At 36.8% G+C, this 23,510-nt stretch carries 24 protein-coding genes; 21 read left to right on the top strand and 3 right to left on the bottom strand.

What is annotated here, in order from left to right; translation table 11 throughout:
* The first annotated feature begins 173 nt into the window (after positions 1-173).
* The 9 genes from AC4BC4_RS09870 to AC4BC4_RS09830 all read left to right on the top strand — a co-directional run bounded on the left by AC4BC4_RS09870 (position 174) and on the right by AC4BC4_RS09830 (position 8,813).
* A complete protein-coding gene (locus AC4BC4_RS09870; RefSeq protein ID WP_010760933.1) occupies positions 174-1,040 on the top strand; it encodes a class II fructose-bisphosphate aldolase in 867 nt (288 codons plus the stop codon).
* A gap of 246 nt (positions 1,041-1,286) precedes the next feature.
* Positions 1,287-2,564, top strand: a complete 1,278-nt coding sequence (gene murA, locus AC4BC4_RS09865; RefSeq protein WP_438756623.1) for a UDP-N-acetylglucosamine 1-carboxyvinyltransferase — start codon at positions 1,287-1,289, stop codon at positions 2,562-2,564.
* Positions 2,561-3,853 carry a transcription termination factor Rho gene (gene rho / locus AC4BC4_RS09860; RefSeq protein ID WP_438756622.1) on the top strand — a complete coding sequence of 431 codons (1,293 nt, stop codon included), beginning with the start codon at positions 2,561-2,563 and terminating at the stop codon, positions 3,851-3,853. The genes murA and rho overlap by 4 nt, the downstream gene beginning before the upstream one ends.
* A gap of 98 nt (positions 3,854-3,951) precedes the next feature.
* Positions 3,952-4,221, top strand: coding sequence for a type B 50S ribosomal protein L31 (locus tag AC4BC4_RS09855; RefSeq protein ID WP_438756621.1), 270 nt, complete (start codon positions 3,952-3,954; stop codon positions 4,219-4,221).
* A 194-nt stretch (positions 4,222-4,415) separates the two neighbouring features.
* A complete protein-coding gene (locus AC4BC4_RS09850; protein WP_490475570.1) occupies positions 4,416-5,444 on the top strand; it encodes a galactose-1-epimerase in 1,029 nt (342 codons plus the stop codon).
* Between the two features lie 57 nt (positions 5,445-5,501).
* Positions 5,502-6,377 (top strand): fructokinase ScrK, encoded by an 876-nt coding sequence (scrK, locus tag AC4BC4_RS09845; protein ID WP_490475569.1) that lies wholly within the window; start codon positions 5,502-5,504, stop codon positions 6,375-6,377.
* 262 nt (positions 6,378-6,639) lie between these two features.
* Entirely contained in the window at positions 6,640-7,239 is a 600-nt protein-coding gene (locus tag AC4BC4_RS09840; RefSeq protein ID WP_490475568.1) for an alpha/beta hydrolase, read from the top strand.
* A gap of 98 nt (positions 7,240-7,337) precedes the next feature.
* Positions 7,338-7,592: a CsbD family protein gene (locus tag AC4BC4_RS09835; RefSeq protein ID WP_490475567.1), complete on the top strand. Its 255-nt coding sequence runs from the start codon at positions 7,338-7,340 to the stop codon at positions 7,590-7,592.
* Positions 7,593-7,994: 402 nt separating this feature from the next.
* Positions 7,995-8,813, top strand: a complete 819-nt coding sequence (locus AC4BC4_RS09830) for a ZIP family metal transporter (RefSeq protein WP_438758807.1) — start codon at positions 7,995-7,997, stop codon at positions 8,811-8,813.
* A gap of 137 nt (positions 8,814-8,950) precedes the next feature.
* On the opposite strand, the gene AC4BC4_RS09825 is transcribed toward AC4BC4_RS09830, so the two are convergent.
* Both AC4BC4_RS09825 and AC4BC4_RS09820 read right to left on the bottom strand, forming a co-directional pair.
* Positions 8,951-9,409: an S-ribosylhomocysteine lyase gene (locus AC4BC4_RS09825; protein WP_438756617.1), complete on the bottom strand. Its 459-nt coding sequence runs from the start codon at positions 9,407-9,409 to the stop codon at positions 8,951-8,953.
* 92 nt (positions 9,410-9,501) lie between these two features.
* Positions 9,502-11,148, bottom strand: coding sequence for an alpha-keto acid decarboxylase family protein (locus AC4BC4_RS09820; protein ID WP_490475566.1), 1,647 nt, complete (start codon positions 11,146-11,148; stop codon positions 9,502-9,504).
* Positions 11,149-11,394: 246 nt separating this feature from the next.
* Here AC4BC4_RS09820 and AC4BC4_RS09815 point away from each other — a divergent pair, with 246 nt between their 5' ends.
* The 7 genes from AC4BC4_RS09815 to AC4BC4_RS09785 all read left to right on the top strand — a co-directional run bounded on the left by AC4BC4_RS09815 (position 11,395) and on the right by AC4BC4_RS09785 (position 18,154).
* Positions 11,395-12,450, top strand: coding sequence for an aspartate-semialdehyde dehydrogenase (locus AC4BC4_RS09815; protein ID WP_490475565.1), 1,056 nt, complete (start codon positions 11,395-11,397; stop codon positions 12,448-12,450).
* A gap of 233 nt (positions 12,451-12,683) precedes the next feature.
* Positions 12,684-13,556, top strand: coding sequence for a 4-hydroxy-tetrahydrodipicolinate synthase (dapA, locus tag AC4BC4_RS09810; protein WP_490475564.1), 873 nt, complete (start codon positions 12,684-12,686; stop codon positions 13,554-13,556).
* Between the two features lie 31 nt (positions 13,557-13,587).
* Positions 13,588-15,276 (top strand): ribonuclease J, encoded by a 1,689-nt coding sequence (locus tag AC4BC4_RS09805; RefSeq protein ID WP_490475563.1) that lies wholly within the window; start codon positions 13,588-13,590, stop codon positions 15,274-15,276.
* 246 nt (positions 15,277-15,522) lie between these two features.
* Positions 15,523-16,704 (top strand): AI-2E family transporter, encoded by a 1,182-nt coding sequence (locus AC4BC4_RS09800; RefSeq protein ID WP_438756610.1) that lies wholly within the window; start codon positions 15,523-15,525, stop codon positions 16,702-16,704.
* Positions 16,705-16,899: 195 nt separating this feature from the next.
* Positions 16,900-17,463 carry an alkaline shock response membrane anchor protein AmaP gene (gene amaP / locus AC4BC4_RS09795; RefSeq protein WP_490475562.1) on the top strand — a complete coding sequence of 188 codons (564 nt, stop codon included), beginning with the start codon at positions 16,900-16,902 and terminating at the stop codon, positions 17,461-17,463.
* Between the two features lie 12 nt (positions 17,464-17,475).
* Entirely contained in the window at positions 17,476-17,709 is a 234-nt protein-coding gene (locus AC4BC4_RS09790; RefSeq protein ID WP_438756608.1) for a DUF2273 domain-containing protein, read from the top strand.
* 25 nt (positions 17,710-17,734) lie between these two features.
* Entirely contained in the window at positions 17,735-18,154 is a 420-nt protein-coding gene (locus tag AC4BC4_RS09785) for an Asp23/Gls24 family envelope stress response protein (protein ID WP_438756607.1), read from the top strand.
* A gap of 111 nt (positions 18,155-18,265) precedes the next feature.
* Here the strand turns inward: AC4BC4_RS09785 and AC4BC4_RS09780 are convergent, their stop codons facing one another.
* Positions 18,266-18,733, bottom strand: coding sequence for a methylated-DNA--[protein]-cysteine S-methyltransferase (locus AC4BC4_RS09780; RefSeq protein ID WP_438756606.1), 468 nt, complete (start codon positions 18,731-18,733; stop codon positions 18,266-18,268).
* Between the two features lie 386 nt (positions 18,734-19,119).
* Here AC4BC4_RS09780 and AC4BC4_RS09775 point away from each other — a divergent pair, with 386 nt between their 5' ends.
* The 5 genes from AC4BC4_RS09775 (at position 19,120) to AC4BC4_RS09755 (ending at position 23,425) form a co-directional block, all read left to right on the top strand.
* A complete protein-coding gene (locus AC4BC4_RS09775) occupies positions 19,120-20,499 on the top strand; it encodes a bifunctional metallophosphatase/5'-nucleotidase (RefSeq protein ID WP_490475561.1) in 1,380 nt (459 codons plus the stop codon).
* Between the two features lie 34 nt (positions 20,500-20,533).
* Positions 20,534-21,199, top strand: a complete 666-nt coding sequence (locus tag AC4BC4_RS09770; RefSeq protein ID WP_490475560.1) for a YutD family protein — start codon at positions 20,534-20,536, stop codon at positions 21,197-21,199.
* A 6-nt stretch (positions 21,200-21,205) separates the two neighbouring features.
* The gene (locus tag AC4BC4_RS09765) at positions 21,206-21,976 is read left to right on the top strand and encodes a TIGR01457 family HAD-type hydrolase (RefSeq protein ID WP_490475559.1); all 771 of its coding nucleotides are present in this window, start codon (positions 21,206-21,208) and stop codon (positions 21,974-21,976) included.
* A gap of 1 nt (position 21,977) precedes the next feature.
* Positions 21,978-22,622, top strand: coding sequence for a TIGR01906 family membrane protein (locus AC4BC4_RS09760; RefSeq protein ID WP_490477368.1), 645 nt, complete (start codon positions 21,978-21,980; stop codon positions 22,620-22,622).
* A gap of 170 nt (positions 22,623-22,792) precedes the next feature.
* The gene (locus AC4BC4_RS09755; protein WP_490475558.1) at positions 22,793-23,425 is read left to right on the top strand and encodes a MarR family winged helix-turn-helix transcriptional regulator; all 633 of its coding nucleotides are present in this window, start codon (positions 22,793-22,795) and stop codon (positions 23,423-23,425) included.
* Positions 23,426-23,510: the final 85 nt, after the last annotated feature.

The following is a 23,510-nucleotide window of genomic DNA, read 5'->3' as shown; positions in this document are numbered from 1 at the left end:
TTTTTTGGACAAAAAGCAGTAAGTGTCTACAGTTTTGTGAAACTCTGGACAAAAGTTTTCTGAAAAAGTTAATTTTAGTAGAAAAGTACTAAAAAGTCTGCTAAAATATAACTGTTGGTTAAGGATAAGCCTTAACAAATACAGTTTTTTTAAAACTTAGGAGGAATTTTATTATGCCATTAGTATCAGGAACTGAATTTCTTAAAGCAGCTCGCAAAGGCGGCTACGGTGTCGGAGGATTCAACACAAACAACCTAGAATGGACAAAAGCGATTCTTGAAGCTGCAGAAGCTAAAAAAGCGCCAGTTTTGATCCAAACTTCTATGGGTGCGGCTAAATACATGGGCGGATATCAAGTATGTTACGATTTGGTAAAAGACTTAATCGATTCAATGGGTATTACTGTACCTGTAGCACTTCACTTAGATCATGGTGAATACGAAGATGCATTAGAATGTATCGAAATCGGCTACACTTCAGTAATGTTTGATGGATCTCACTTACCATTCGAAGAAAACATCGAAAAAGCAAAAGATGTTGTTGCTAAAGCTCACGCTAAAGGTGTTTCAGTAGAATGTGAAGTTGGTTCGATCGGCGGCGAAGAAGACGGAATCATCGGTTCTGGCGAATTAGCTGACGTTCAAGAATGTGTACAAATGGTTGCAACTGGTATTGATTACCTAGCATGCGGAATCGGTAATATCCACGGTTCATACCCAGACAATTGGACTGGATTAGCATTTGACCACTTACAAGAAATTGCTGACGCTGTTGGTGACATTCCATTAGTATTACACGGTGGATCAGGTATTCCTTTAGAACAAGTTCAAAAAGCAATCTCAATGGGCGTTTCTAAAATAAATGTAAACACTGAGTGTCAAGAAGTGTTTGCAGCAGCAACACGCAAATACATTGAAGAAGGCAAAGATCTTGAAGGTAAAGGATTTGACCCTCGTAAATTATTAGCACCAGGAACAAAAGCTGTTACTGAATTAGTTGAACAACGCATCGAATGGTTCGGTTCTGCTAATAAAGCATAATGATAAACAGCCCGAGACAAAACTGATTTATAGTTTGTCTCGGGCTATTTTTATAGTCAAAAAACATTTATAAAACTATTTTGTTCAAAAATGAACAAAAACTGATTAGAAAACAATAAATCATTAAAAATAACTCAAAGCGAATGGTTGTTGGCTTTTTTATTATCTCTTAATGTGTTAAAATGATTTGGGTATATTACAAAAAAATAAAACTATTTGTTTTACATAGATAGGTGAGAATAATAAATGAAAAAAATCGTAATCAATGGCAATCGTCCATTAACAGGAGAAGTATCTATCAGTGGGGCAAAAAACAGTGCAGTGGCACTGATCCCAGCGGCTATTCTAGCTGATTCACCAGTAACATTAGATGGTGTGCCTGATATTCAAGATGTACATTCATTAATTGAAATTTTAGAAATTATGGGTGCTAAAACAACTTTTAGCAATAATACGTTAGTCATCGATCCAACTGAAATCGTTTCTGTTCCAATGCCTAAAGGTAAAATCAATAGTCTTCGTGCTTCCTACTACTTTATGGGTTCTTTATTAGGCAAATTTGGTGAAGGAGTTGTAGGGCTTCCAGGTGGCTGTTATTTAGGTCCGCGTCCAATCGATCTTCACATAAAAGGATTTGAAGCTTTAGGCGCCAAAGTGACCAATGAACATGGTGCGATGTATTTAAGAACGGAAGAAGGACTTCGTGGAACGCGAATTTTTATGGATATGGTTTCGATTGGTGCTACAATCAATGTAATGTTAGCAGCCGTTAAAGCACAAGGTAAAACAATCATCGAAAATGCCGCTCGTGAACCCGAAATTATCGATGTTGCAACTTTATTGAATAATATGGGGGCAAACATCCGAGGTGCAGGAACGGATATTATCAGAATCGAAGGGGTTGAAAAATTACATGGCTGCCGCCATTCAATTATTCCTGACCGAATCGAAGCTGGGACATACTTAGCTCTAGCTGCTGCAATGGGTGAAGGGGTAAAAGTTCGTAACGTAATTTATGAACACTTAGAAAGTTTTATTGCTAAATTACAAGAAATGGGCGTTAAAATGACGATTGAAGAAGATATGATCGAAGTACACCCATCTCATGATTTAAAGATGACAACTGTTAAAACCTATCCTTATCCAGGTTTTGCGACAGATTTACAACAGCCCATCACACCTTTGATGTTAAAAGCTAAAGGAACTGGTGAGGTTATTGACAGTATCTACGCACAACGGACAAAACATATTCCAGAACTCGTGAGGATGGGAGCGGATGCCTCGATTGAAGGAAATATGATCATCATCAATGGTCCAGCACAATTACATGGTGCAGAAGTCGTGGCTTCAGATCTTCGAGCGGGTGCTTGTTTAGTGATCGCAGGATTGATGGCATCAGGTACAACAACAATTTATAATGTAGAGTACATCTTACGCGGCTATGACCACATTATCGAAAAACTGACAGCCCTTGGTGCTGATATCCAAATGATTGAAACGGAAGAGATTGAGGTGGCTAAATGAGCGACTATTTAACAATGGCAGAACTTGAAAATAGTACATTAAAAGATATTTATTCTTATGCTAAAGAGTTCAAGATTCCATATTATAGTCAAATGAACAAAAAAGAGTTGTCTTTAGCTGTTATTAGAGCACAAGCTGAGAAACAAGGATTCTTCTTGATGGAAGGGATTTTGGATATTGTTTCTCAAGATGGTTATGGTTTTTTACGTCCCATTAATTATGGACCTAGTGCTGAAGATATTTATATCTCTTCTTCCCAAATTCGTCGATTTGGGTTACGAAACGGTGATAAAGTTGCTGGAAAAGCACGTCCTCCTAAAGAATCAGAACGTTATTATGGGTTGATGCATGTTGAAAGTGTCAATGGAAAAAATCCTGAAGAAGCAAAAGAACGTCCACATTTCCCAGCATTAACGCCACTTTACCCCGAAAATCAAATCAAATTAGAGACAACTCCTGGTAGACTATCAACGCGCATGATTGATATCTTTTCTCCTGTTGGTTTTGGACAGCGCGGGTTGATCGTTGCACCGCCAAAAGCAGGTAAGACCAGTGTGTTAAAAGAAATTGCTAATGGTATTTCAGAAAATTATCCAGATGTAGAATTGATATTACTATTGATCGATGAACGACCAGAAGAGGTGACTGATCTTGAGCGTAGTGTTAAAGGGGATGTCGTCTCTTCAACATTTGATCAACAACCACAAAATCACACCCGTGTGTCTGAATTAGTGTTAGAACGCGCAATGCGTTTGGTTGAAGATAAGCGTGATGTCGTGATTTTGATGGATAGTATCACGCGTCTAGCTCGTGCTTATAACCTAGTGATCCCTGCAAGCGGTCGAACGCTGAGTGGGGGGATCGATCCAGCTGCCTTTTATAAACCGAAGCGTTTCTTTGGTGCTGCTAGAAATATTGAAGAAGGTGGCAGTTTGACGATTCTTGCTACCGCTTTGGTGGATACAGGAAGTCGAATGGACGATGTTATTTTTGAAGAATTTAAAGGAACCGGGAATATGGAACTTCACTTGTCACGTGATTTGGCAGATCGTCGTATTTTCCCAGCAATCGACATCAAAAAATCTGGTACTCGTAAAGAAGATTTGCTAATGTCATCAGAACAGTTAGAAGAAACATGGAAGTTGCGTAATCACATGACAGGTGATTCTTTAGAATATACCGAACAGTTTGTCAAATTTTTACGTAAAACGAAAAATAATCAAAAATTCTTTGAAGATTTTCATGATGTTTCTTTTGGTAGACAAGCGAAAAAAAATATTAAAAGATAATTGCATCGATAAACGAATCATGCTATTATATTAGTGTTGTATATCGACAAATAAACTCTGGTGCAGCAAATGGATCAGGGCAAAGGAGCGAAAAGACTATGAAACAAGATATCCATCCAGAATATCACCCAGTCGTATTTATGGACTCAACAACTGGTTTTAAATTTTTATCAGGTTCAACTAAGCACTCTGATGAAACAGTTGAATGGGAAGACGGAAATACTTATCCAGTAATCCGTGTCGAAGTTACATCTGACTCTCATCCATTTTACACTGGACGTCAAAAATTTACACAAGCAGACGGACGTGTGGACCGTTTCAACAAAAAGTATGGTATCAAAGATGCCAACGCCAATCCAGACGCTTAATTCAAACAGCAATGGTTATAAGACCTTTCTCAGTAATGAGTTGGGTCTTATTTTTTATAAAATCAAAAGTGCAACTTGACAGAATTATTGTAAAATCAAACAAAAGTACTATAAAATGATAAAATAAAGATTAAAATGAATCAAAAAATGATAAAATAGTTATTAGTTTGAGTAATTGGAAAGGGATGGGATATTTGAAGGTCAGTAAAAAAAAGTTTGGACAGACAGCTATTTTGTATTCGCTTACGAATGATTCAGGTATAACAATGAATGTGACTGATTTAGGCGCAAGAATCGTAGATCTGATCGTGCCTGTGAATGGAAAAGAACGAAATATCGTTTTAGGATTTGATACTGAACAGGAATATCATACTAAAGATATGTACTTCGGTGCAACGATTGGACGAGTTGCTGGCAGAATCAGAAATGGCTCATTTTCAATCGATGATGAGAACTATCAATTGCCAGTTTCTCCTGAAAATGGGCACACGTTGCATGGTGGAGAAGCCAGTTTTGAGGCGAAAATCTGGGATGCCAAAATAGAACAAAGCAGCGACCAAGTTTCGGTGATATTTTCGTATGTGAGTCCTGATAAAGAAAACGGTTTTCCAGGAGAATTAAACGCTCGTGTAAGTTATTCACTAACGAACAAAAATGAATGGATCATTGATTATCAAGCAGAGACAGATCAAGCAACGCTTTATAATCCAACCAATCACGTTTATTTTAATTTAACAGGGGACGTGACACAATCGGTTGATGCGCATGAATTAGTTGTAGAAGCTGACCGATTTGCGGTGGTCAATGAGGATACAACCGTTACAGGTGAATTACGTTCAGTCAGTGAGACACCTTTTGATTTTAGACAATCTAAGACTATGAAACAAGTATTCGAAACGAATTATGAACAAAATAGTTTAGTGAATGGATTGGATCATCCTTTTATTTTGAATCATACAGGTTTTGTTAAGCCTCAAGCGATCATCACTGCACCAGATAAAGAACTTTCTATTGAAATGTATACGGATCGTCCTGCGGTTGTTATTTTTACAGCGCAGTTTGAAGAGGGTCCTGAGATTCGAGGAAAGAAACTTGTTCATCATGGTGGGATCACTTTAGAGACGCAAGTCAGTCCAGGAGCAGTTGAATTTGATGGATTTGGTGATATTGTTTTATATCCAGAGACGACGTATCAAAGTAGAACAATGTATAAAATCAATTAATTTTAAACGATTTGAATTGAATTATAGTAACAGAAAAAATAGCAAGGAGTGGCAAAGATGACAGAACAATTATTAGGCAGTATCGAAGCTGGAGGAACAAAATTTGTATGTGGTGTCGGAAATGAAAATCTTGAGATTATTGAAAGAGTCAGTTTCCCTACGACAACACCAGAAGAAACAATGGCTTTAGTAATTGAGTTTTTTAAGCAATACAAGCTGAAAGCTATCGGAATCGGCTCGTTTGGACCGATTGACATTCATAAAGATTCTCCGACTTATGGCCATATTACTTCTACACCAAAATTAGCTTGGCAAGATTATGATTTTGTTGGGGCGATGAAAAGTAGATTTGATGTGCCAATTGCGTTTACAACGGATGTTAATGCGGCGGCTTATGGAGAATATGTTTCTGGAAGTGGAAAAGGATTATCTAGTTGTGTCTACTATACGATTGGCACAGGTGTAGGTGCGGGAGTTATTCAAGATGGACGCTTTATCGAAGGGTTCAGTCATCCAGAGATGGGACATATGATCGTGAAGCGCCACCCTGAAGATCGATTTAAGGGAAGTTGTCCTTTTCATAGTGATTGTTTGGAAGGGATGGCTGCAGGACCAGCGATTGAAAAACGAGCTGGGAAAAAAGGGCAAGAGCTAGCGGAAGAAGACCCGATTTGGGCTATTGAAGCGTACTATATTGCACAAGCGGCCTACAATACAACATTGATACTTGCACCCGATGTAATTATTTTGGGCGGGGGCGTGATGAAACAGCGTCAAATGTTAGCAAAAGTTCATCATGAATTTAAAAAACTCCTCAATGGTTATGTAAAAACACCACCTTTAGAAAACTACATTGTTACACCTGAATTAGAAGATGATCCAGGGACAATCGGTTGTTTGGCATTAGCTAAAAAAGAATTGGAAAAACGTTAAAAATAAAGGTGTGGAACAAAAGTGACTGTCACTTTTGTTCCACACCTTTAAATGAAATCGTTCAAGGAATTCTTTGCGAAAAAATCTGCACTTTTTATTATAGTAACAATAATAAAAAAAGTTATCTGAATCATTTACTTTTCAATCGAAGTGTCAGAAGATGACAATTGGAAAGAAAGATGCTAAAATAAATTTACGCTTACTAAAAGTAAGTTTATAAAGATTTAGTCATTATGCCAAATAAGAAAAAAGAGGATCAAAAATGAAGTATATAATCGAAAAAGGTAGTCCAAACGGAAAAAAGTTACTGCTGCTTCACGGCACTGGTGGGGATGAAACCTCATTGCTCGAAATTGCTCGTTTTTTGAATGAAGAAGCTACACTCCTATCATTTCGAGGAACAGTTCAAGAATCTGGTATGAATCGTTTTTTTAAACGAAATGGGTTGAATCAATTTGATTTAGTGAGCTTAGAAGAAGAAAGTGATCGACTAATAAAAGCTATTACTTCTATCAGCGAAGAAGAAGCAATACCTTTGGAAGATTGGATCATTGTAGGGTATTCAAACGGTGCTAACATAGCTGCCCATATTTTGTTGGAACGTAAAATTACCATTAAACATGCGCTTTTATTTCATCCAATGTCGCTAGGGGTGGATACGCAACGGTTTTCACTCTCTAATAAGGCACTGTGGTTATCCGTGGGTAAAAATGATCCTATCGTTTCTGAAGAAGCATCAGACCAATTGGTTCAGCAATTAAAAAGTAGGCAGGCAGAAGTTACGGTCACAACCACCAATTCAGGTCATCAAATAACTATGGACGAAATCAATCAAGCGAAACAATGGTTGAACGAACACTAAACAGCTCAACGTTAAAAAACAAAGCAAATCGTTTGAAGCCTTTGTAAAATGATGCTATGCTAGTTATGTAATATAAATTAACTAGGAGGTATTTTCACATGGCAGATTTAGATGGACGCGTAAATGATGCAAAAGACAAAGTTGAAGGAAAAGCAAAAGAAGTGCAAGGCAAAGTAACAGACGATAAAGGCAAAGAAGTTGAAGGAAAAGCACAATCAGCGTTTGGTGATGCAAAAGAAAAAGCTCGTGATGCTGGTGATGATATCAAAGATGGCGCTGAAAAATTAGGCGATAAAATCAAAGAAGGCTTTGAAGATATCAAAGAAAAATTCCATAAAGATGACAATAAATAAATAAAATAGAAAAAAAGTAGATGCGCTATAATTGCATCTGCTTTTTTTTAGTTTTTTCAAAATAGATTCATTAACCAGATTATTTTTTTTAACGACTAGATCTTCATTTTTTTGAATTATACACCATTTCCTCAATAGAAAACCAGCGAGCAATTTTAAATTTTAGCTTCAATAATAGTAGAACATACACTTCTTAGTTCACTTATTCAAATTAGCTTATTTTGGAATAGTAAAGTTTGTAGCGTTAAGTAATTCATCGAGTATACTGAAATTCGTACCCTATAAATTAATATCAAATTTTTTGTTTACTCCCTCCTTGTTTTACTTTAAACGTGGTTATAAAATTGTTGGTATGATAAAGTAAAGTTATGGAAAGTACTTTTGAGAGATGGGGTGTTTAGAATAATTGATTGGTTGTTATCTTTGGAAGCTTGGCAACAAGCACTAGTAGGGACGGGGTTCACATATTTTATGACAGCTTTGGGGGCTGGCTTGGTTTTCTTTTTCAAGGAAATAAAAAAAGATATTCTTAATATGATGCTTGGTTTTGCATCAGGTGTGATGATTGCAGCAAGCTTTTGGTCTTTGCTAGATCCTGCAATTAAACAAGCAGAAGAAAATGGCAGCATTGCATGGTTGGTAGTCAGTTTTGGCTTTGGTTTAGGCGGCTTATTTTTGTATGTGGCTGATAAGACATTGCCCCACATGCATTTTGGGCCCAACCACGAGAAAGAAGGATTGCCTAGTCATTTAAAGCGAACGATTTTGTTAGTTTTTTCGATTACCTTACATAATATCCCCGAAGGTTTGGCTGTTGGGGTAGCGTTTGGTGCAGCAAGCTCAGCAGATGATCCGAAAAAAGCAGTATTAGCTGCAATTTCTGTAGCTTTGGGAATTGGGATCCAAAATTTTCCGGAAGGTGCAGCAGTTTCGATTCCATTAAGACAAGAAAATTTAAGTCGAAAAAAAGCGTTTCTATACGGACAAGCTTCGGGCATCGTCGAACCGATTGCTGGGATTATTGGAGCGGTCTTAGTGACAAAAGTTAGTTTGTTATTGCCATATGCTTTGGCATTTGCAGCTGGTGCGATGATTTATGTGGTAGTGGAGGAATTGATTCCAGAAGCACAGCAGACCGTGACAAGTAAACGACACTTTGCAGTTTTCGGTGTGATGCTGGGGTTCATTATTATGATGATTTTAGATGTTGCATTAGGATAATTAAAAGGGTGTGAAACAAAAGCAATGTTCACTTTTGTTTCACACCCTAAATACGACTAAACAGTCGAAGCAAAGGCAATCTGATCTTATTTATCAGGGCTAAACACTTCAATTCCGACTACTTTCATTGAAATCTCTTATAAAACTCGTTCAAAAGGATCTAAACTGATTCCTTTTTCTAAAACAATTTTCGCATATTCTTGTGCAGAAAATAAAGAATGGTCTTTATAATTTCCGCATTCCTTAGCAGAGACTGCAGGAACGAAATCTGTTTCGGCAATGAAGTTCAAGACGTTCACTAACGCATCACGAATTTCTTTTGCAGAATGTTCATTCCACATGATCATGTAAAAACCAGTTCGGCAACCCATAGGAGAAATATCAATGATTCCTTCTAGATGGTCACGTAAATTAACGGCTAATAAATGTTCTAATGTATGAACAGCAGCTGTTGGCAATTCATCTTCATTTGGTTGTAGGAAACGTAGATCATATTTTTCAATCAATACATCCCCATTTTTTTCAGTACCCGCTAAACGAACATAAGGGGCTTTCACTGTATTGTGGTCTAACTCAAAACTTTCAACACGAGCCATATTATTCACTCCTTCAAATTAGGTAAATATCGCTTTTAACTATAACAAATTACTTTGGAAAGTCAATAGATTCAATCGCAACAATGATCGGTTTAAGAATTTTGTTTTGCAAATACCTTCGCTAGTTTTTTTAATAACTCAGGAGCATCCTCTTGATCCATCACGACTTCAATCCATTGCAATCGTCTCGTATCTTTTCTTGCTACCGTCATGACTTGATCTAATTCCATTTCTGTGGTGACCTTATGTGTGGCTACAGTCTGATCAGTGCCTCCAAATACGAGCGGTAGCTGTTGATAATCCCACATTGGAATATCATTGTAGGGTTCTGTTGCACCATGAATTTCCCGCTCAACAGTATAGCCATTATTATTGATCACAAAAACAATTGGTGTCAGCTGTTCTCTTATGGCAGTACCTAATTCTTGAACGGTCAGCTGCAATGAACCATCACCTATAAACAACAAATGACGACTATTTTTCATTGCAATTTGGCTACCTAATGCTGAAGGAAATGTATACCCGATCGAACCCCATAAAGGTTGGCCGATAAAGCGCATATCTTTTTTCAACGGAACACTCGTCAAGCCAAAGAAAGAAGTGCCTTGCTCCCCGATCACAGTATCCCCTTGCATAATAAAAGCTTCCACCATTTTCCAAAACTGTTTCTGAGTTAATTTCTTATCTGTAATTTGTAGGTTTGATGATCGTTTGACAGGAACTATTTCATCTGTAAATTTAGAAACAGATAGGGTGCTCAATTCAGAAACAAAACGATCTAGCTGAATACCTGCATATTTTTCTCCATAAAACAGAACTTCAGTCATTCCAATTGAAATCATTTGCTTGTCCGTAAAGCCGAAACTAAAACCAGATGTGGCTGAATCTGTCAATTTTGCTCCTAAAAGTAAAACTAGATCAGCAGTATCAACACGACTTTTTAGAGGTTCAACCGTTGTTGATCCGGTGTAAGTTCCTAGATAATGGGAATCCTCTTCATTAAATGCGCCTTTTCCAAAAGGTAAAGTTGTTACTGGTAGATTAAATTTTTGAATGAACTCATTTAAATGCTGTTCAATATGATAGCTTAAAATTTCATGTCCAGCGATAATGACTGGATTTTGGGCGTGCTGTAATGCTTTTTCCACTTTCTTTAATAGCTCAAGCTCAATAGTAGCGAGCTTTTCTTGTGATTGTTTTAAAGAATCTTTTGGTTTATTTACTTTCATTTCAGAAATGTCGATCGGTAAATTAATATAAACTGGGCGTTTTTCGCTCAAAGCAATAGCCAGTACACGGTCAATCTCAGATGTAGCATTTTGGGCGTCCAAATGGGCAATCGCTGCGGTCACTTCTTTATGCATTCTTTCAAAACGAAGGAAATCACCATCGCCCATTGTATGATGAACAAGTTTTTTATTATTTTGAACAGTTGTGGTAGGTGAACCAATAATTTCGATAACTGGTACATTTTCCGCATAGCTTCCAGCTAAACCATTGACTGCACTTAGTTCACCTACGCCAAATGTTGTCACAAATGCTGAAATTCCCTTCGCACGTGCATAACCATCGGCCATATAAGCAGCGTTCAACTCGTTTGCATTGCCAATCCACGTAAGATCTTTTCTTGCTGTAATGTGGTCTAAAAATTGTAAATTATAATCTCCAGGAACCCCGAAAATTTCATCGACCTCTAACTCCTTTAAGCGATCAAGCAAATAATCTGCTACTGTGTACATCTAATCATCCTCTCAAAATGTGTGGCTAAATCAGTATAAATCTGCAAAAAAAATTAGTCGACTAAGTTGCACAGATCCTAAGAATGCCATTAAAAAATGATTTGAAAGGTTAGGATTCAAAATTTTCCTATTCTTTTTTGACAAAATTAAAGCAAAATCACTTTACTTCCTATGTAGTAAAAGACAATATTATGGTAAAATAGGAAAAGCAACTTTCTTCAGTAATTTGAGAGGAGATCAATAAGTATGAAAAAAATGTATAATGTTGCCGTGGTAGGCGCAACTGGTGCTGTTGGTACAAAAATGATTGAGATGTTGGAAGAAACATCTTTACCAATAAATCAGGTAAAACTTTTAGCTTCAAAACGTTCTGCGGGGAAAAAATTAGCTTTTAAGGGGCAAACGCTTGTTGTTGAAGAGTTAGTACCCGAATCATTCACAGATATCGATATCGCTTTATTCAGTGCTGGCGGAGGTATTTCAAAACAATATGCACCGGAGGCGGTCAAGCGAGGCGCTGTAGTTGTAGATAATACAAGTCATTACAGAATGGACCCGGACGTCCCTTTAGTCGTACCGGAAGTTAATCCACAAGCGTTGAAACGTCACAAAGGAATCATTGCCAATCCAAACTGTTCGACTATTCAAATGATGGTGGCACTTGAACCAATTCGCCAAGCGTATGGTTTGGACCGTTTGATCGTTTCCACCTATCAAGCAGTTAGTGGAGCTGGGATCAATGCGATGAATGAGCTGAAATCGCAAGCGCTGGCGTATATCGATGGGACGCCTGCTGAAAAATTGGAAGCAGCTATTCTACCAGCTGGTGGTGATAAAAAACACTACCCAATAGCATTCAACGCGTTACCGCAAATTGATGTCTTTTCAGATGCTGATTATACGTATGAAGAATGGAAAATGATCAATGAGACAAAGAAAATCATGGAAGATGACACCATCAAAGTCGTTGCGACATGTGTCCGAATTCCTGTATTGTCCGGTCATTCTGAATCAATTTATATTGAGGTCAAAGAAGAGGGTTCTGACGTGAATAAAATCAAACAATTAATTGCTGAGGCTCCTGGTGCGGTCTTGCAAGATGATCCAAGCCAGCAAATTTATCCGCAAGCCTTAACTAGTATTGATCGCAAAGAAACCTTTGTAGGAAGGATTCGTCAAGATATCGATATTGATAATGGCTATCATATGTGGGTGGTTTCTGATAACTTATTAAAAGGGGCTGCTTGGAATTCAGTTCAAATTGCAGAGACATTGCATGAGATGGATTTAGTGAGAGTCTAAATATCTAGCTTTTTTTGAAAGATAAAATGTGAATGCAGGAGAAATCCTTAGTTCCATTTCCCTATCAATTCTGGATGAGCTGTTGTGCTTTAATGTTATCCAGCTTCGCAGGCTAGCTCTTCGGGAAAAAGATAAAATAGGAATGAGGCAAAAAGCTCCTCAATCCTATTTTCCTATTTACCATTCAGAGCTGAATGAGCCTGCTACGCTTTTAAATTTAGGAGGTAGTAAGTATGAATTTAGAAAATGCAACGATAATTACAGCAATGGTCACACCTTTTGATGAAAGTGGCGCAATCGATTTTGCACAACTACCACAATTAGTTGAGCATTTGCTGAATCATCATACAGAAGCACTTATTTTAGCCGGAACGACAGGGGAATCACCAACATTGACTCATGACGAAGAAATTGAGTTATTCAATGAAGTGATTCGATTAGTTGACGGAAGAGTACCGATTATTTGTGGTGTGGGAACCAATGATACTCGTGATTCTGTTGAATTTGTAAAAGAACTTTCTGCAATCAGAGGAATCGATGCAGGTTTGGCGGTCGTACCTTATTATAATAAACCAAATCAAGAGGGATTGTATCAACATTTTAAAGCAATTGCTGAAGCGAGTGATTTACCGATCATTTTATATAATGTTCCAGGAAGAACGGTAGCAAGCCTTGATGTAGCAACAACTTTACGCCTTGCTGAATTGGAAAATATCATTGCGATCAAAGAGTGTTTTGGTTTAGATGCAATGACAGAGTTGGTAGAAAAGGCGCCAAAAGACTTTTTAGTGTATACTGGAGAAGACTCCTTAGCTTTTTCAATAAAAGCTATAGGTGGACAAGGGGTGATTTCAGTTGCTAGCCATGTGTTTGGCTCTGAAATGTACGAGATGTTCCAAGCACTAGACAACGGAGAAATAAAAAAAGCTGCAAGCATTCAGCGTCAATTATTACCGAAAATGAATGCATTATTCTCAGTTCCTTCTCCGGCTCCAGTAAAAGCGGTGTTGAATCAACTCGGCATTTCTGTTGGTGAGTTACGTTTGCCTCTTGTATCATGTACTTCAGAAGAAAAAGCGAAAATTTTAAGCATACTGGATCTTTGATTTGGTATGAGAACATAGAGAGGTGAAATGAGTGAGTACAATAAAAATCGTTCCCTTAGGTGGCGTTCGTGAAAATGGTAAAAATATGTACATCGCAGAAGTGGAAGATGAGATTTTTGTACTGGATTGTGGATTAAAATATCCAGAAAATGAGCTATTAGGAATTGATGTGGTCATTCCCGATTTTACGTATTTGGTGGAAAATATTGACCGTGTTGCAGGAATTTTCTTGACACATGGTCATGCCGATGCGATTGGAGCGTTACCTTATCTTTTATCTAAAGTTCATGTACCAGTATTCGGTACGGAATTAACGATCGAATTAGCAAAATTAAACGTCGAAGATCATGCAGATTCAAAAGATTTTAATGATTTCCATGTAGTCGATGCGCATACAGAAATCGATTTTGCACATGCTACAATCAGTTTTTTCCGCACAACACATACGATTCCGGATTCTATCGGAATCAATTTAAAAACTAAAGAAGGCAATATTGTTTACACAGGAGATTTCAAGTTTGATCAAAGTGCGATTCCAATGTATCAAACAGATTTTGGCCGTTTAGCTGAAATCGGTAACGAAGGAGTATTAGCATTATTGAGCGATTCTTCTAATGCTGAAAATCCAACTCAGGTGGTTTCCGAGCTTCAGATCGCGGATGAAGTCTTTGATACGATCCGTTATTGGGAAGGGCGAATCATCGTCGCTTGTGTTGCGAGTAACTTGCAACGCGTGCAGCAAGTATTGGACGCCGCACATCGTTCTGACCGCAAAATTGTTTTAACAGGTCAAGATTTCCAAAGAATCATTAATACAGCTATCAAACTGGATAAATTAAAATTACCAAGTGAAGAGTTGATCGTTAGTGTAAAAGATATGAAAAAATATCAAGCCGATCAACTAGTTATTTTAGAAACAGGAACAATGGGTGAACCAATCAAGTCATTACAAAAAATGGCTAACGGCACACATCGTGTCATCAAAATCAAAGAAGGCGATTTGGTCTATATTACAACAACGCCGACAACTGCGATGGAGACGGCTGTGGCAAAAACAGAGGATATCGTGTACCGCGCAGGTGGTGTGGTAAAACAAATCTCTGATAATATGCGTGTTTCTGGACATGCAACGCCTAACGATTTGCAGTTGATGTTGAACTTGATGAAACCAAAACATTTTATTCCAATTCAAGGTGAATATCGTCAATTAGCAGCACATGCTGACTTAGCGCATGAATTAGGTATTCCTTACAAAAATATTTTTATTACTGGTCGAGGAGATATTCTCGAGTATAGCAAACAAAAAATGAACGTTGCCGGCAGTACGACAGCTGACAATATCATGATTGATGGAATTGGTGTAGGCGATATTGGCAATATCGTACTTCGTGATCGTCGCATTCTTTCAGAAGATGGCATTTTTGTCGCTGTGGTGACAATCAATCGTCGTGAAAAACGTATTGTTTCACCTGCTAAAATTACATCAAGAGGATTTGTTTATGTCAAAACTAGCAAAGACTTAATGAAAGAAAGCAGCAATATTGTGACAGAGATTGTTGAAAAACATCTTGAAAGCAGCGATTTTGAGTGGAGTAAATTAAAGCAAGATATTCGTGAGCAATTGAGTCGTTACTTGTTTGAACAGACAAAACGACGTCCAGTGATCCTTCCTGTTATTATGGAAGCAACACAAAGAAAAGGACGTAAAGCCGCGAATTAACAAATAAAATCACTCAGTCTGTTATCTAACGGCTGAGTGATTTTCTATTTGATTGAAGAAGGATAATTTTTTTACAGAAAACGATTTTTTAGCTACAATAAAGAAGTGATGTTATCTAGTTCCTTGGGCTAGCTTCTCGAAAAAAGATAAAATCAGAATAGGGCAAAAAGCACCATTTTCTGATTTTCCTATTTTTATTCGACGCTAAACGAGCCTATTACATTATAAAATTAAGGAGGGAAGAAAATGGAGAAGAAACAAGAAACACGTTGGATCAAATTTCTTGGTGGAAAAAATTTACTATTCACTCTAGTTGCCTTATTGTTAATTGGAGCAGTGATTTTTATTTTTAACCAAGTTGGTTTTATTTTTGGACCAATCGGTGTTGTTTTCAAAACGATTATTGGTCCAACAATTTTAGCATTAATCTTATATTATTTGTTTAACCCATTAGTCAATTGGTTGGAGAAGCACAAAGTGAAACGAGTATATGGAGTCTCAGCGATTTTTATCGTTTTGATCTCGTTGATTATTTTAGGGATTGTTTTGGTTGTTCCAATACTACAAAAGCAGGTTGATGGATTGATCAAGAGTTTTCCACAATATATGGATGATTTGAACAAAATGGTCACTGATTTTTTCCATAATTCCGCTTTGGAAAAACCGTTAGCAGATGCGTTAGATGGCATTCAGCGATGGTTTGATGGTGTATCCGATAGAATCGGTAGTTATTTTAGTAAAGCTGTTGAAGGCGCTTCTACGGTCTTTTCTACGTTGACAGGGTTCGCGTTGGTGATGGTAACAGCTCCAATCATTACTTTTTTCCTATTAAAAGATGATCAGAAATTTTTCTCTTTTGTTTTAAAGATCATCCCACCACGCTTTAGAAATGATGCCAAAGAAATCGGTGCAACAATGAGTAGTCAAGTTGGTGCCTATCTAAAAGGTCAAATTTTAGTATCGATTGCGATTGGTATATTGACATTTATTGGTTTTTGGCTGATTAAACTACCTTATTCAGGTACGTTGTCGATCATTGTAGGGATCACAGCCGTTATTCCATATATCGGTCCTGTAATTGCCTTTATACCCGCTTTGATTGTAGCATTGATGGTTTCATTCGGTATGTTTCTCAAGATGAGCATAGTTTGGATGCTGGTTCAAATGTTAAATGGTCATTTGATTGCACCTCAAGTGATGGGAAAACGACTCGTTGTCCATCCATTGACAATCGTCATTGTATTGTTGGTAATGGGCGATTTGCTCGGCATGTTTGGGTTGATTTTTGGAATCCCTATCTATGCAATCACCAAAGTCCTAGTTACCTACATTTTCCGCAAATTTAAACAACGCTACAATTATTTCTATGGAGACAGTGGTAAGTATGAGGATACAGAATTTTCTAAGGAAGAGTATTTGGATGAATAAAATCACAGAACGATGGACACAATAACCCCATTGAATGATAAACTCAGACAGAACTATTTACTCGTTTTTTATACTATAAATAAACTTAAATTTTTTATCTTGTAAAAAAGAGAATTCGTATCTTTTGTAATAGTTTTTTATAGAGGGTACAATTTAATTAATAACAAAACAACTAATTCAAAAGGAGGGAAGTATATGAAACGATTGTTGAAAATTATTTTTGCATTACTCATACTCCTATTGTTTGTCGGAACAGCAGGCTTACTTAGTCAGTTGATCGACATACCTTGGTTGTCTTATGAAGTAGACGAACTTCTATACAATTATCCATGGTTATTTACCTTTTTTGAATGGATTTTACTCATTTTAGGAGGACTTTTATTCCTTAGTTTAATTGTCGTTCTTTCTGTTTCAGGGCGAAGAAAACGTCTGATCGTTAAAAATGGCAAGAATCGGATCGAAATACCTAAAAGTACTGTAGAACAACTTGTTGAAGATGCTTACAGCACGATTATTCATCCAGATAAAACCAAAATGATCGTCAAAATCAAGGGCAAAGAGAAAGTAGCAGTTAAGTTAAAAGTGGATGTTCGAAGCAAAGAACGTTTTCAACCTTTAGCAGAAGAGATCAAACAAACAATACAAAGTGCGTTAGATACAGCCTTAGAATCGATTGATAGTCATGTAACGGTTCAATTAAGAGAAAAAGAACCAACAGAATCTACAGTTTTAGGTAAAAAACAATCGCGGGTGATTTAGGAGGGGGACGTCATGGAACAAGAAAAGAAAGAACGCTTTATCAAACAGCTTGCACCTTATCGTTTTCGAATTATTTGGACAACGTTGTTTTTCCTACTAGCGCTCCTGTTATTACTGATCGGTTTTGGAAAAACATTGGTTTTATTGATTTTTGCAACGATAGGATATGTGATAGGAAAAATGCGAGATGAAGATTTGGATATTTATTCCTTAATAGATTCAATAAGATCTATGATAGGAATTTAAAATTATATTAAAGGAGTGAAGGCAAATGGCAGAAGTAGAAAATAATACAGGTGGATTAAAAACAAAATTAACATTTGATGATGTCGTGATCAAAAAAATCGTAGGTGTGGTTATTTCAGATGTTGAGGGAATCTTAGGCTTGAGCGGTAATCTTTTTACAGATTTTGCAGACCGTTTTAGAGACAATGAAGATGTCACAAAAGGTGTTGGCGTTGAAGTCGGTACCAAGCAAGTGGCTGTTGATGTATCAGTGATCTGCAAATACGATGTTGATATTTCAGCTGTTTTTGATCAAACTGTTGAAAAAGTAAAAGAATCAATTGCTTATATGACCGGGTTAGAGCTTGTTGAATTTAATATGAGCGTCGGTGATGTGATGACAAAAGAACAATATTTAGAAAAATACCGTGGTAAAGATAGTGATGATAAAAACAATAACGAGTAGTTAGTCGTTTTATTTTTCTTTCTTTTATATGACAACAATAAATAACGGGAAACAAGACGAATGCTGTTTTGTTTTCCGTTATTTTTTATTATTTTTGACAGTTAGGCGAAATCAATTTTTATCAATTGACACATTTTCTATGTTTAACAAGTGTTCTTTGATCGTAAGCCCATCAAGTTCTGAGCTACCTAAGTAACCTGTTAATTTCCCATTTTTACCGATCACTCGATGACATGGAACAATAATTGGAATTGGATTTTTGCTATTCGCCTGACCAATTGCACGAACGGCTTTTGGCGAATCCACTGCTTTGGCAATGTCTAAATAACTACAGGTTTCACCGTAAGGAATTTGAGATAAAGCGCTCCAGACTCTTCTTTGAAAGTCAGTTCCACTATTGATAGATAAAGGGACTGTAAAATGTGTCCGTTCACCAGAAAAATATTCTGTGAGTTCCTTAGCCGCAAGTTCAGTAAAATGATTGGTTTTATGATTAGTGATCTCAAAAAAAGAAACGGCGGTCAGACCTTTGTTATCTGCGTCCAACCAAATGGAGCCGAAAGGTGCATTGATTTTCATATTTTTCTCCTTTATTCGTAAAATTAGTTGTCACTCGTCATTTATAATAACGGTGTATAAAACCCAGCGAACGTTGATGGAACAAGAATTTATTTGATAGAAATACATCGTTCATTGCAAAAAAAGTTTTTAAAACATCTTTTCTTTATAAACCCATATCAAATACTTTTTAATAATTGTATCATTATTAGGAGATAAATAATAGATAGACTAAGACTACTAAGGATCGGCTAGATGATAGTATTGATTAGAAACAAAAAACGTATGATATTCAACGATAAGTTGCTCTCCTTACTGATAAAGAGCAGACAAGACGTTAATTTATACTAAACATTCTAAAGAAGTATGGTACTATATTTTTATATACTGAAATCGGGGGCGATGTAATGGAAGAGATCGTCATCTTTCATACGAATGATATACATTCACACTTAGAAAATTGGCCCAAGATCAGAAGATACTTGCTAGGTCAAAAGGAAAAATATAAGCAGTTAGGTAAAACGGTTCTAACAGTTGATTTAGGCGATTTTATCGATCGCTGGCATCCTTTGACAGAAGCCACTGATGGACATGCTAATATCGAATTGTTGAACGAAATCAACTATGATGCAGTAACGATCGGTAATAATGAAGGTGTAGGAAATTCTAAAGAGCAGTTGAATCATTTGTATGATCATCGGAATTTTGATGTTATATTAGGAAATTTATTTGATATAGAGACTGGACAAGCACCTGATTGGGCGAGTTCTTATAAAATTATAGAAACAAAAGAAAAAACGAAAATCGGTTTGGTGGCATTAACTGCACCGTTCCCTTTGACTTATAACCCAAACGGCTGGGATAGTCGGTCAACAAATGAGATACTCCCGCAATTGATTAGAGAAGTTCAGCCGAAATGTGATATTTTAGTTTTAATGAGCCATTTAGGGATCGATGAAGATATCAAAATTGCCAATGAATTTCCCGAAATTAATGTCTTGTTGGGTTCTCATACGCATCATTTATTCAAATATGGTGAAAAAATCAATGCGACACAACTCTCTGCTGCTGGCAAATTTGGTTATTATATTGGAGAAGTTCATTTAACGATCGACAAAGGTGAAATCATCCATAGCGAAGCTAAAGCAGTCTCAACAACTGAGCTACCAGCATTACCCGCGGATCAAAACGAAATCAATAACTATATTTCTTTAGGGCACCAGTTGTTGCAAGCAAAAAAAATTGCTAAAATTCCTCAACCTTTATTTGTTGATTTAAACGATAGAGAACCGTTGATCGTGACTACTTTAAAAGCTTTAAGGGAAAAAGGTCAGACTGAAGCTGCAATTTTAAACAATGGCTTATTTTTGTCAGATATACCAAATGGCCTTGTTGATGCTGATCAACTGCATCAAACTTTACCTCATCCAATGCATTTGATCCGCGTTACTTTGCCTGGTTCTGAGCTGATTCGCATGCTTAAAGAGATGGAAAAGAATCGTCACTATTTGCGCAAGTTTCCGATAACAGGAATGGGCTTTCGTGGTAAAGTATTTGGAGAACTTTATTATGATGGTATAGCGTATGATAAAAAGAAAAAACACGTTTTATGGCAAGATCAGCCAATCAATCTAACACGTAACTATACATTTACTACAGTAGATCATTTTATGTTTATTCCCTTTTTTCCGACAATTGAACTTGCAGGAAAGGTTGAATTTATCTTTCCAGAATTTATCCGAACAGTTTTAGGGAACTACTTAAGCGAGCACTACCCAATCCTATAAAAACAAGGTATAATAAAATCTAGGCGGTGAAAAAATGACAGATAAAGTAAAAAAACCATATAAATCAACTAAACCAGCTAAACAAACGAAACAAAAGGTAGAACCGACAGCGACCCTAACTGAAGAGATGACGGCTGTTCTTGAAGAGATAAAAGAAGAACCGGTCAAAGAAAAGAAAAAAGGTGAAATCGTAACACTCGTGGATGATATCCACGTTTCGATCGGTTCACGGGAATACCTTTTAGTGAAAAATCACCGAGAAGCCTTCGATGCAGAAAGATTAGGAGAACGTTTTAGTGATGTTCTTTCAAGGTATGATTATATTGTGGGTGACTGGGGCTATGACCAACTCCGTTTGAAAGGCTTTTTCAACGATTCCAATCGTAAAGCGGCTCCTGAACAGAGGATCGATACACTGGAAGATTATTTATATGAGTACTGCAATTTTGGTTGTGCTTATTTTGTGATTGAACAAGTTGGTGGGAAACGTGAAAAACAACAAACACGTCGCAAAAAGCCAAACAAAAAGCCAGTAAATCAAAATCAAGCGCACACACAAGAAAAGCGTGTACCTGTGACTAATAAAGCAAAACCAGTGATCAAAAATCGCAAAGAAAGTGAACCGGAAAAAGCAGTCATTGGGAAGAAAGAGAATGATGCCAAAGGCCGCTCATTTACTATTCGTCAACGTGAGGAGTAATTATTTGTGAAAAAACAATATCGAGGATATTTAATTGATTTAGATGGCACGATTTATTTAGGCAAAGAAGTCATTCCAGCAGGAAAACGATTTATTGAACGCTTGCAAGAATTGAAGCTACCCTTTCTTTTTGTGACCAATAATACAACAAAAACACCAGAAGCCGTAGCCCTGCGACTGGCACAAGAATTTGATATCCATGTTTCTGCTGAAACTGTTTATACAGCAAGCCTAGCTACGATTGATTACATGAAAGAACAAGGGAAAGGCAATCGTGTCTACGTGATTGGAGAAGCAGGATTGGTTGATTTGATTTTGTCATCTGGTTTTGAGTGGGATGAGGAACAACCAGATTATGTTGTTGTCGGTCTGGATACCAATATTAACTATGAAAAATTGGCGACAGCTGCTCTTTGTATCAGAAATGGTGCGACGTTTATTGGCACGAATCCAGACAAAAGTATTCCAACCGAACGTGGATTGTTACCAGGAGCAGGTTCATTCATTTCTCTAGTGCAAACGGCAACGCAGACAAAACCAGTTATGATCGGAAAACCAAATGCAATCATCATGAATGAAGCACTAAAAGTCATGAAAATGACGAAAGAAGATGTCATAATGGTTGGCGACAATTATGAAACCGATATTCAGTCAGGTCTTCAAAATAATATTGATAGTTTACTGGTTTTATCAGGCTTTACACCAAAATCTGCTATTTCTAGCTTACCTGAACAGCCCACATATGTTGTTGATAGTCTAGATGAGTGGACGTTTTGATATGAAAGACAGAAACTGGGTTTGGCGTGAGCGAGCTGGGATCGTGTGTTTGATTTTGACCATTATTTCTTTAAGTATTACGATCACTATTAATTTCCGTTTGTTATATGTTTTTGATATTGATTCGTTGAAAATTTTAAATTATGTAGATATGGATAAACCAACAGTGTTGAAAAATTTTGATGAATTAATGGCCTATTTAAACAATCCGTTTAATCATACCTTGAAATTATCTGATTTTCCTGTATCCAAAAGTGGTGCCTTTCATTTTTACGAAGTAAAACGACTGTTTTTACTCTGCTATGGCGTATTACTCGTGACAGTGATTCCAAGTGCGTTCTTTGTTTTCCGCTTGATCAAGACAAAGCGAGTCTGGCGATTGATTCGTCCGTTTCAGTGGGGAATGATCATTCCAGTATTTTTGGGTGTATTGATGGCTATTGGATTTGATCAATTTTTTGTGGCTTTTCATGGCGTGTTTTTTAATAATGATGATTGGTTGTTTGATCCAATGACTGATCCGATCATCAATGTCTTGCCAGAAGAATATTTTATGCATAGTTTTATTTTATTTTTTGTTCTATTGGAACTATTCTTCTTTATTGGGATTTTATTCGGAAAAAGACAATTGAAAAAAGTATTTTAAGTTACTGGAAGCATACTCGAGGAGTTGCTTCTGGTGCTTTTTTTATGGGATCAACTTTATCAAGCGATTGAAAATAAAGTATAAAATTGTATGTTGACATTTTAAACAGGTACCTTTATAATAAAAGACAGGTACCTGATTTATAGTGATATTTTATGGAGGAATCGATTATGGAAGAACAAACATTGATGGAACAGTTTCTAAGTCTACAAGTAATGATGCAAAGATATTTTATGAAGCGCCGCAGAGAAAATGGACCTTTTGGTAATCCACATAGAGGACAAGGAAGAGTGTTGAATTTATTAAAACTTCAACCTGAAACAACCCAAAAAGAACTATCTTATTTGTTAGATATGCGTCCGCAATCCCTAGGTGAGTTATTAGGAAAACTGGAAAAAAATGGTTATATCAGCCGAGAACCATTGGAAAGTGATCGTCGTGTGATGGTGATTCGGTTAACCGAATCAGGAATGGCAGCAGCTGATGATAGTAAGCAAGAAGAAGAGACGATTTTTGATGTTTTATCAGAATCAGAACAAGAATCTTTCAAAATCATCATGAGTAAATTACTCGAAGCACTAGAGGCAGAAATCCCAGAAGGAGAACGTGATTTTAGAGGCCATAATATGCATTGTAGACGTGGTGGTCATGGTCGCGGTTTTGGCAGAACTGCTGGTAAAATGAATTCAGGGTTTGATCCTCGTGATCTGTTTGATTCACATGATATGCCAAAAAGAAGCAAATTTTGGTTTGATTCATACAAACGTCATACTGAAGCTGATGATGGGTTTAGTGATTTTTAAGAAATATGGATCAAATACGATAGAGCAAGCTTTCTAAAAATAGAAAGCTTGTTTTTTATTATAATTTTCAATCTAGTTTCAGATA

The organism is Enterococcus sp. AMC1086, assembly GCF_058216575.1.
Note: the sequence above shows the minus strand (reverse complement) of the source record. Positions and strands in the feature narration are given on the sequence as shown.

What these genes read in the sequence shown, in the direction of transcription:
- AC4BC4_RS09815 (WP_490475565.1), top strand. Translation starts at nt 11,395, where the DNA reads ATGAAAAAAATGTATAATGTTGCCGTGGTAGGCGCAACTGGTGCTGTT.
- AC4BC4_RS09785 (WP_438756607.1), top strand. Translation starts at nt 17,735, where the DNA reads ATGGCAGAAGTAGAAAATAATACAGGTGGATTAAAAACAAAATTAACA.
- AC4BC4_RS09835 (WP_490475567.1), top strand. Translation starts at nt 7,338, where the DNA reads ATGGCAGATTTAGATGGACGCGTAAATGATGCAAAAGACAAAGTTGAA.
- AC4BC4_RS09825 (WP_438756617.1), bottom strand. Translation starts at nt 9,409, where the DNA reads ATGGCTCGTGTTGAAAGTTTTGAGTTAGACCACAATACAGTGAAAGCC.
- AC4BC4_RS09840 (WP_490475568.1), top strand. Translation starts at nt 6,640, where the DNA reads ATGAAGTATATAATCGAAAAAGGTAGTCCAAACGGAAAAAAGTTACTG.
- AC4BC4_RS09780 (WP_438756606.1), bottom strand. Translation starts at nt 18,733, where the DNA reads ATGAAAATCAATGCACCTTTCGGCTCCATTTGGTTGGACGCAGATAAC.
- scrK (WP_490475569.1), top strand. Translation starts at nt 5,502, where the DNA reads ATGACAGAACAATTATTAGGCAGTATCGAAGCTGGAGGAACAAAATTT.
- AC4BC4_RS09760 (WP_490477368.1), top strand. Translation starts at nt 21,978, where the DNA reads ATGAAAGACAGAAACTGGGTTTGGCGTGAGCGAGCTGGGATCGTGTGT.
- murA (WP_438756623.1), top strand. Translation starts at nt 1,287, where the DNA reads ATGAAAAAAATCGTAATCAATGGCAATCGTCCATTAACAGGAGAAGTA.
- dapA (WP_490475564.1), top strand. Translation starts at nt 12,684, where the DNA reads ATGAATTTAGAAAATGCAACGATAATTACAGCAATGGTCACACCTTTT.
- AC4BC4_RS09820 (WP_490475566.1), bottom strand. Translation starts at nt 11,148, where the DNA reads ATGTACACAGTAGCAGATTATTTGCTTGATCGCTTAAAGGAGTTAGAG.
- AC4BC4_RS09790 (WP_438756608.1), top strand. Translation starts at nt 17,476, where the DNA reads ATGGAACAAGAAAAGAAAGAACGCTTTATCAAACAGCTTGCACCTTAT.
- AC4BC4_RS09770 (WP_490475560.1), top strand. Translation starts at nt 20,534, where the DNA reads ATGACAGATAAAGTAAAAAAACCATATAAATCAACTAAACCAGCTAAA.
- AC4BC4_RS09775 (WP_490475561.1), top strand. Translation starts at nt 19,120, where the DNA reads ATGGAAGAGATCGTCATCTTTCATACGAATGATATACATTCACACTTA.
- AC4BC4_RS09800 (WP_438756610.1), top strand. Translation starts at nt 15,523, where the DNA reads ATGGAGAAGAAACAAGAAACACGTTGGATCAAATTTCTTGGTGGAAAA.
- rho (WP_438756622.1), top strand. Translation starts at nt 2,561, where the DNA reads ATGAGCGACTATTTAACAATGGCAGAACTTGAAAATAGTACATTAAAA.
- AC4BC4_RS09855 (WP_438756621.1), top strand. Translation starts at nt 3,952, where the DNA reads ATGAAACAAGATATCCATCCAGAATATCACCCAGTCGTATTTATGGAC.
- amaP (WP_490475562.1), top strand. Translation starts at nt 16,900, where the DNA reads ATGAAACGATTGTTGAAAATTATTTTTGCATTACTCATACTCCTATTG.
- AC4BC4_RS09870 (WP_010760933.1), top strand. Translation starts at nt 174, where the DNA reads ATGCCATTAGTATCAGGAACTGAATTTCTTAAAGCAGCTCGCAAAGGC.
- AC4BC4_RS09755 (WP_490475558.1), top strand. Translation starts at nt 22,793, where the DNA reads ATGGAAGAACAAACATTGATGGAACAGTTTCTAAGTCTACAAGTAATG.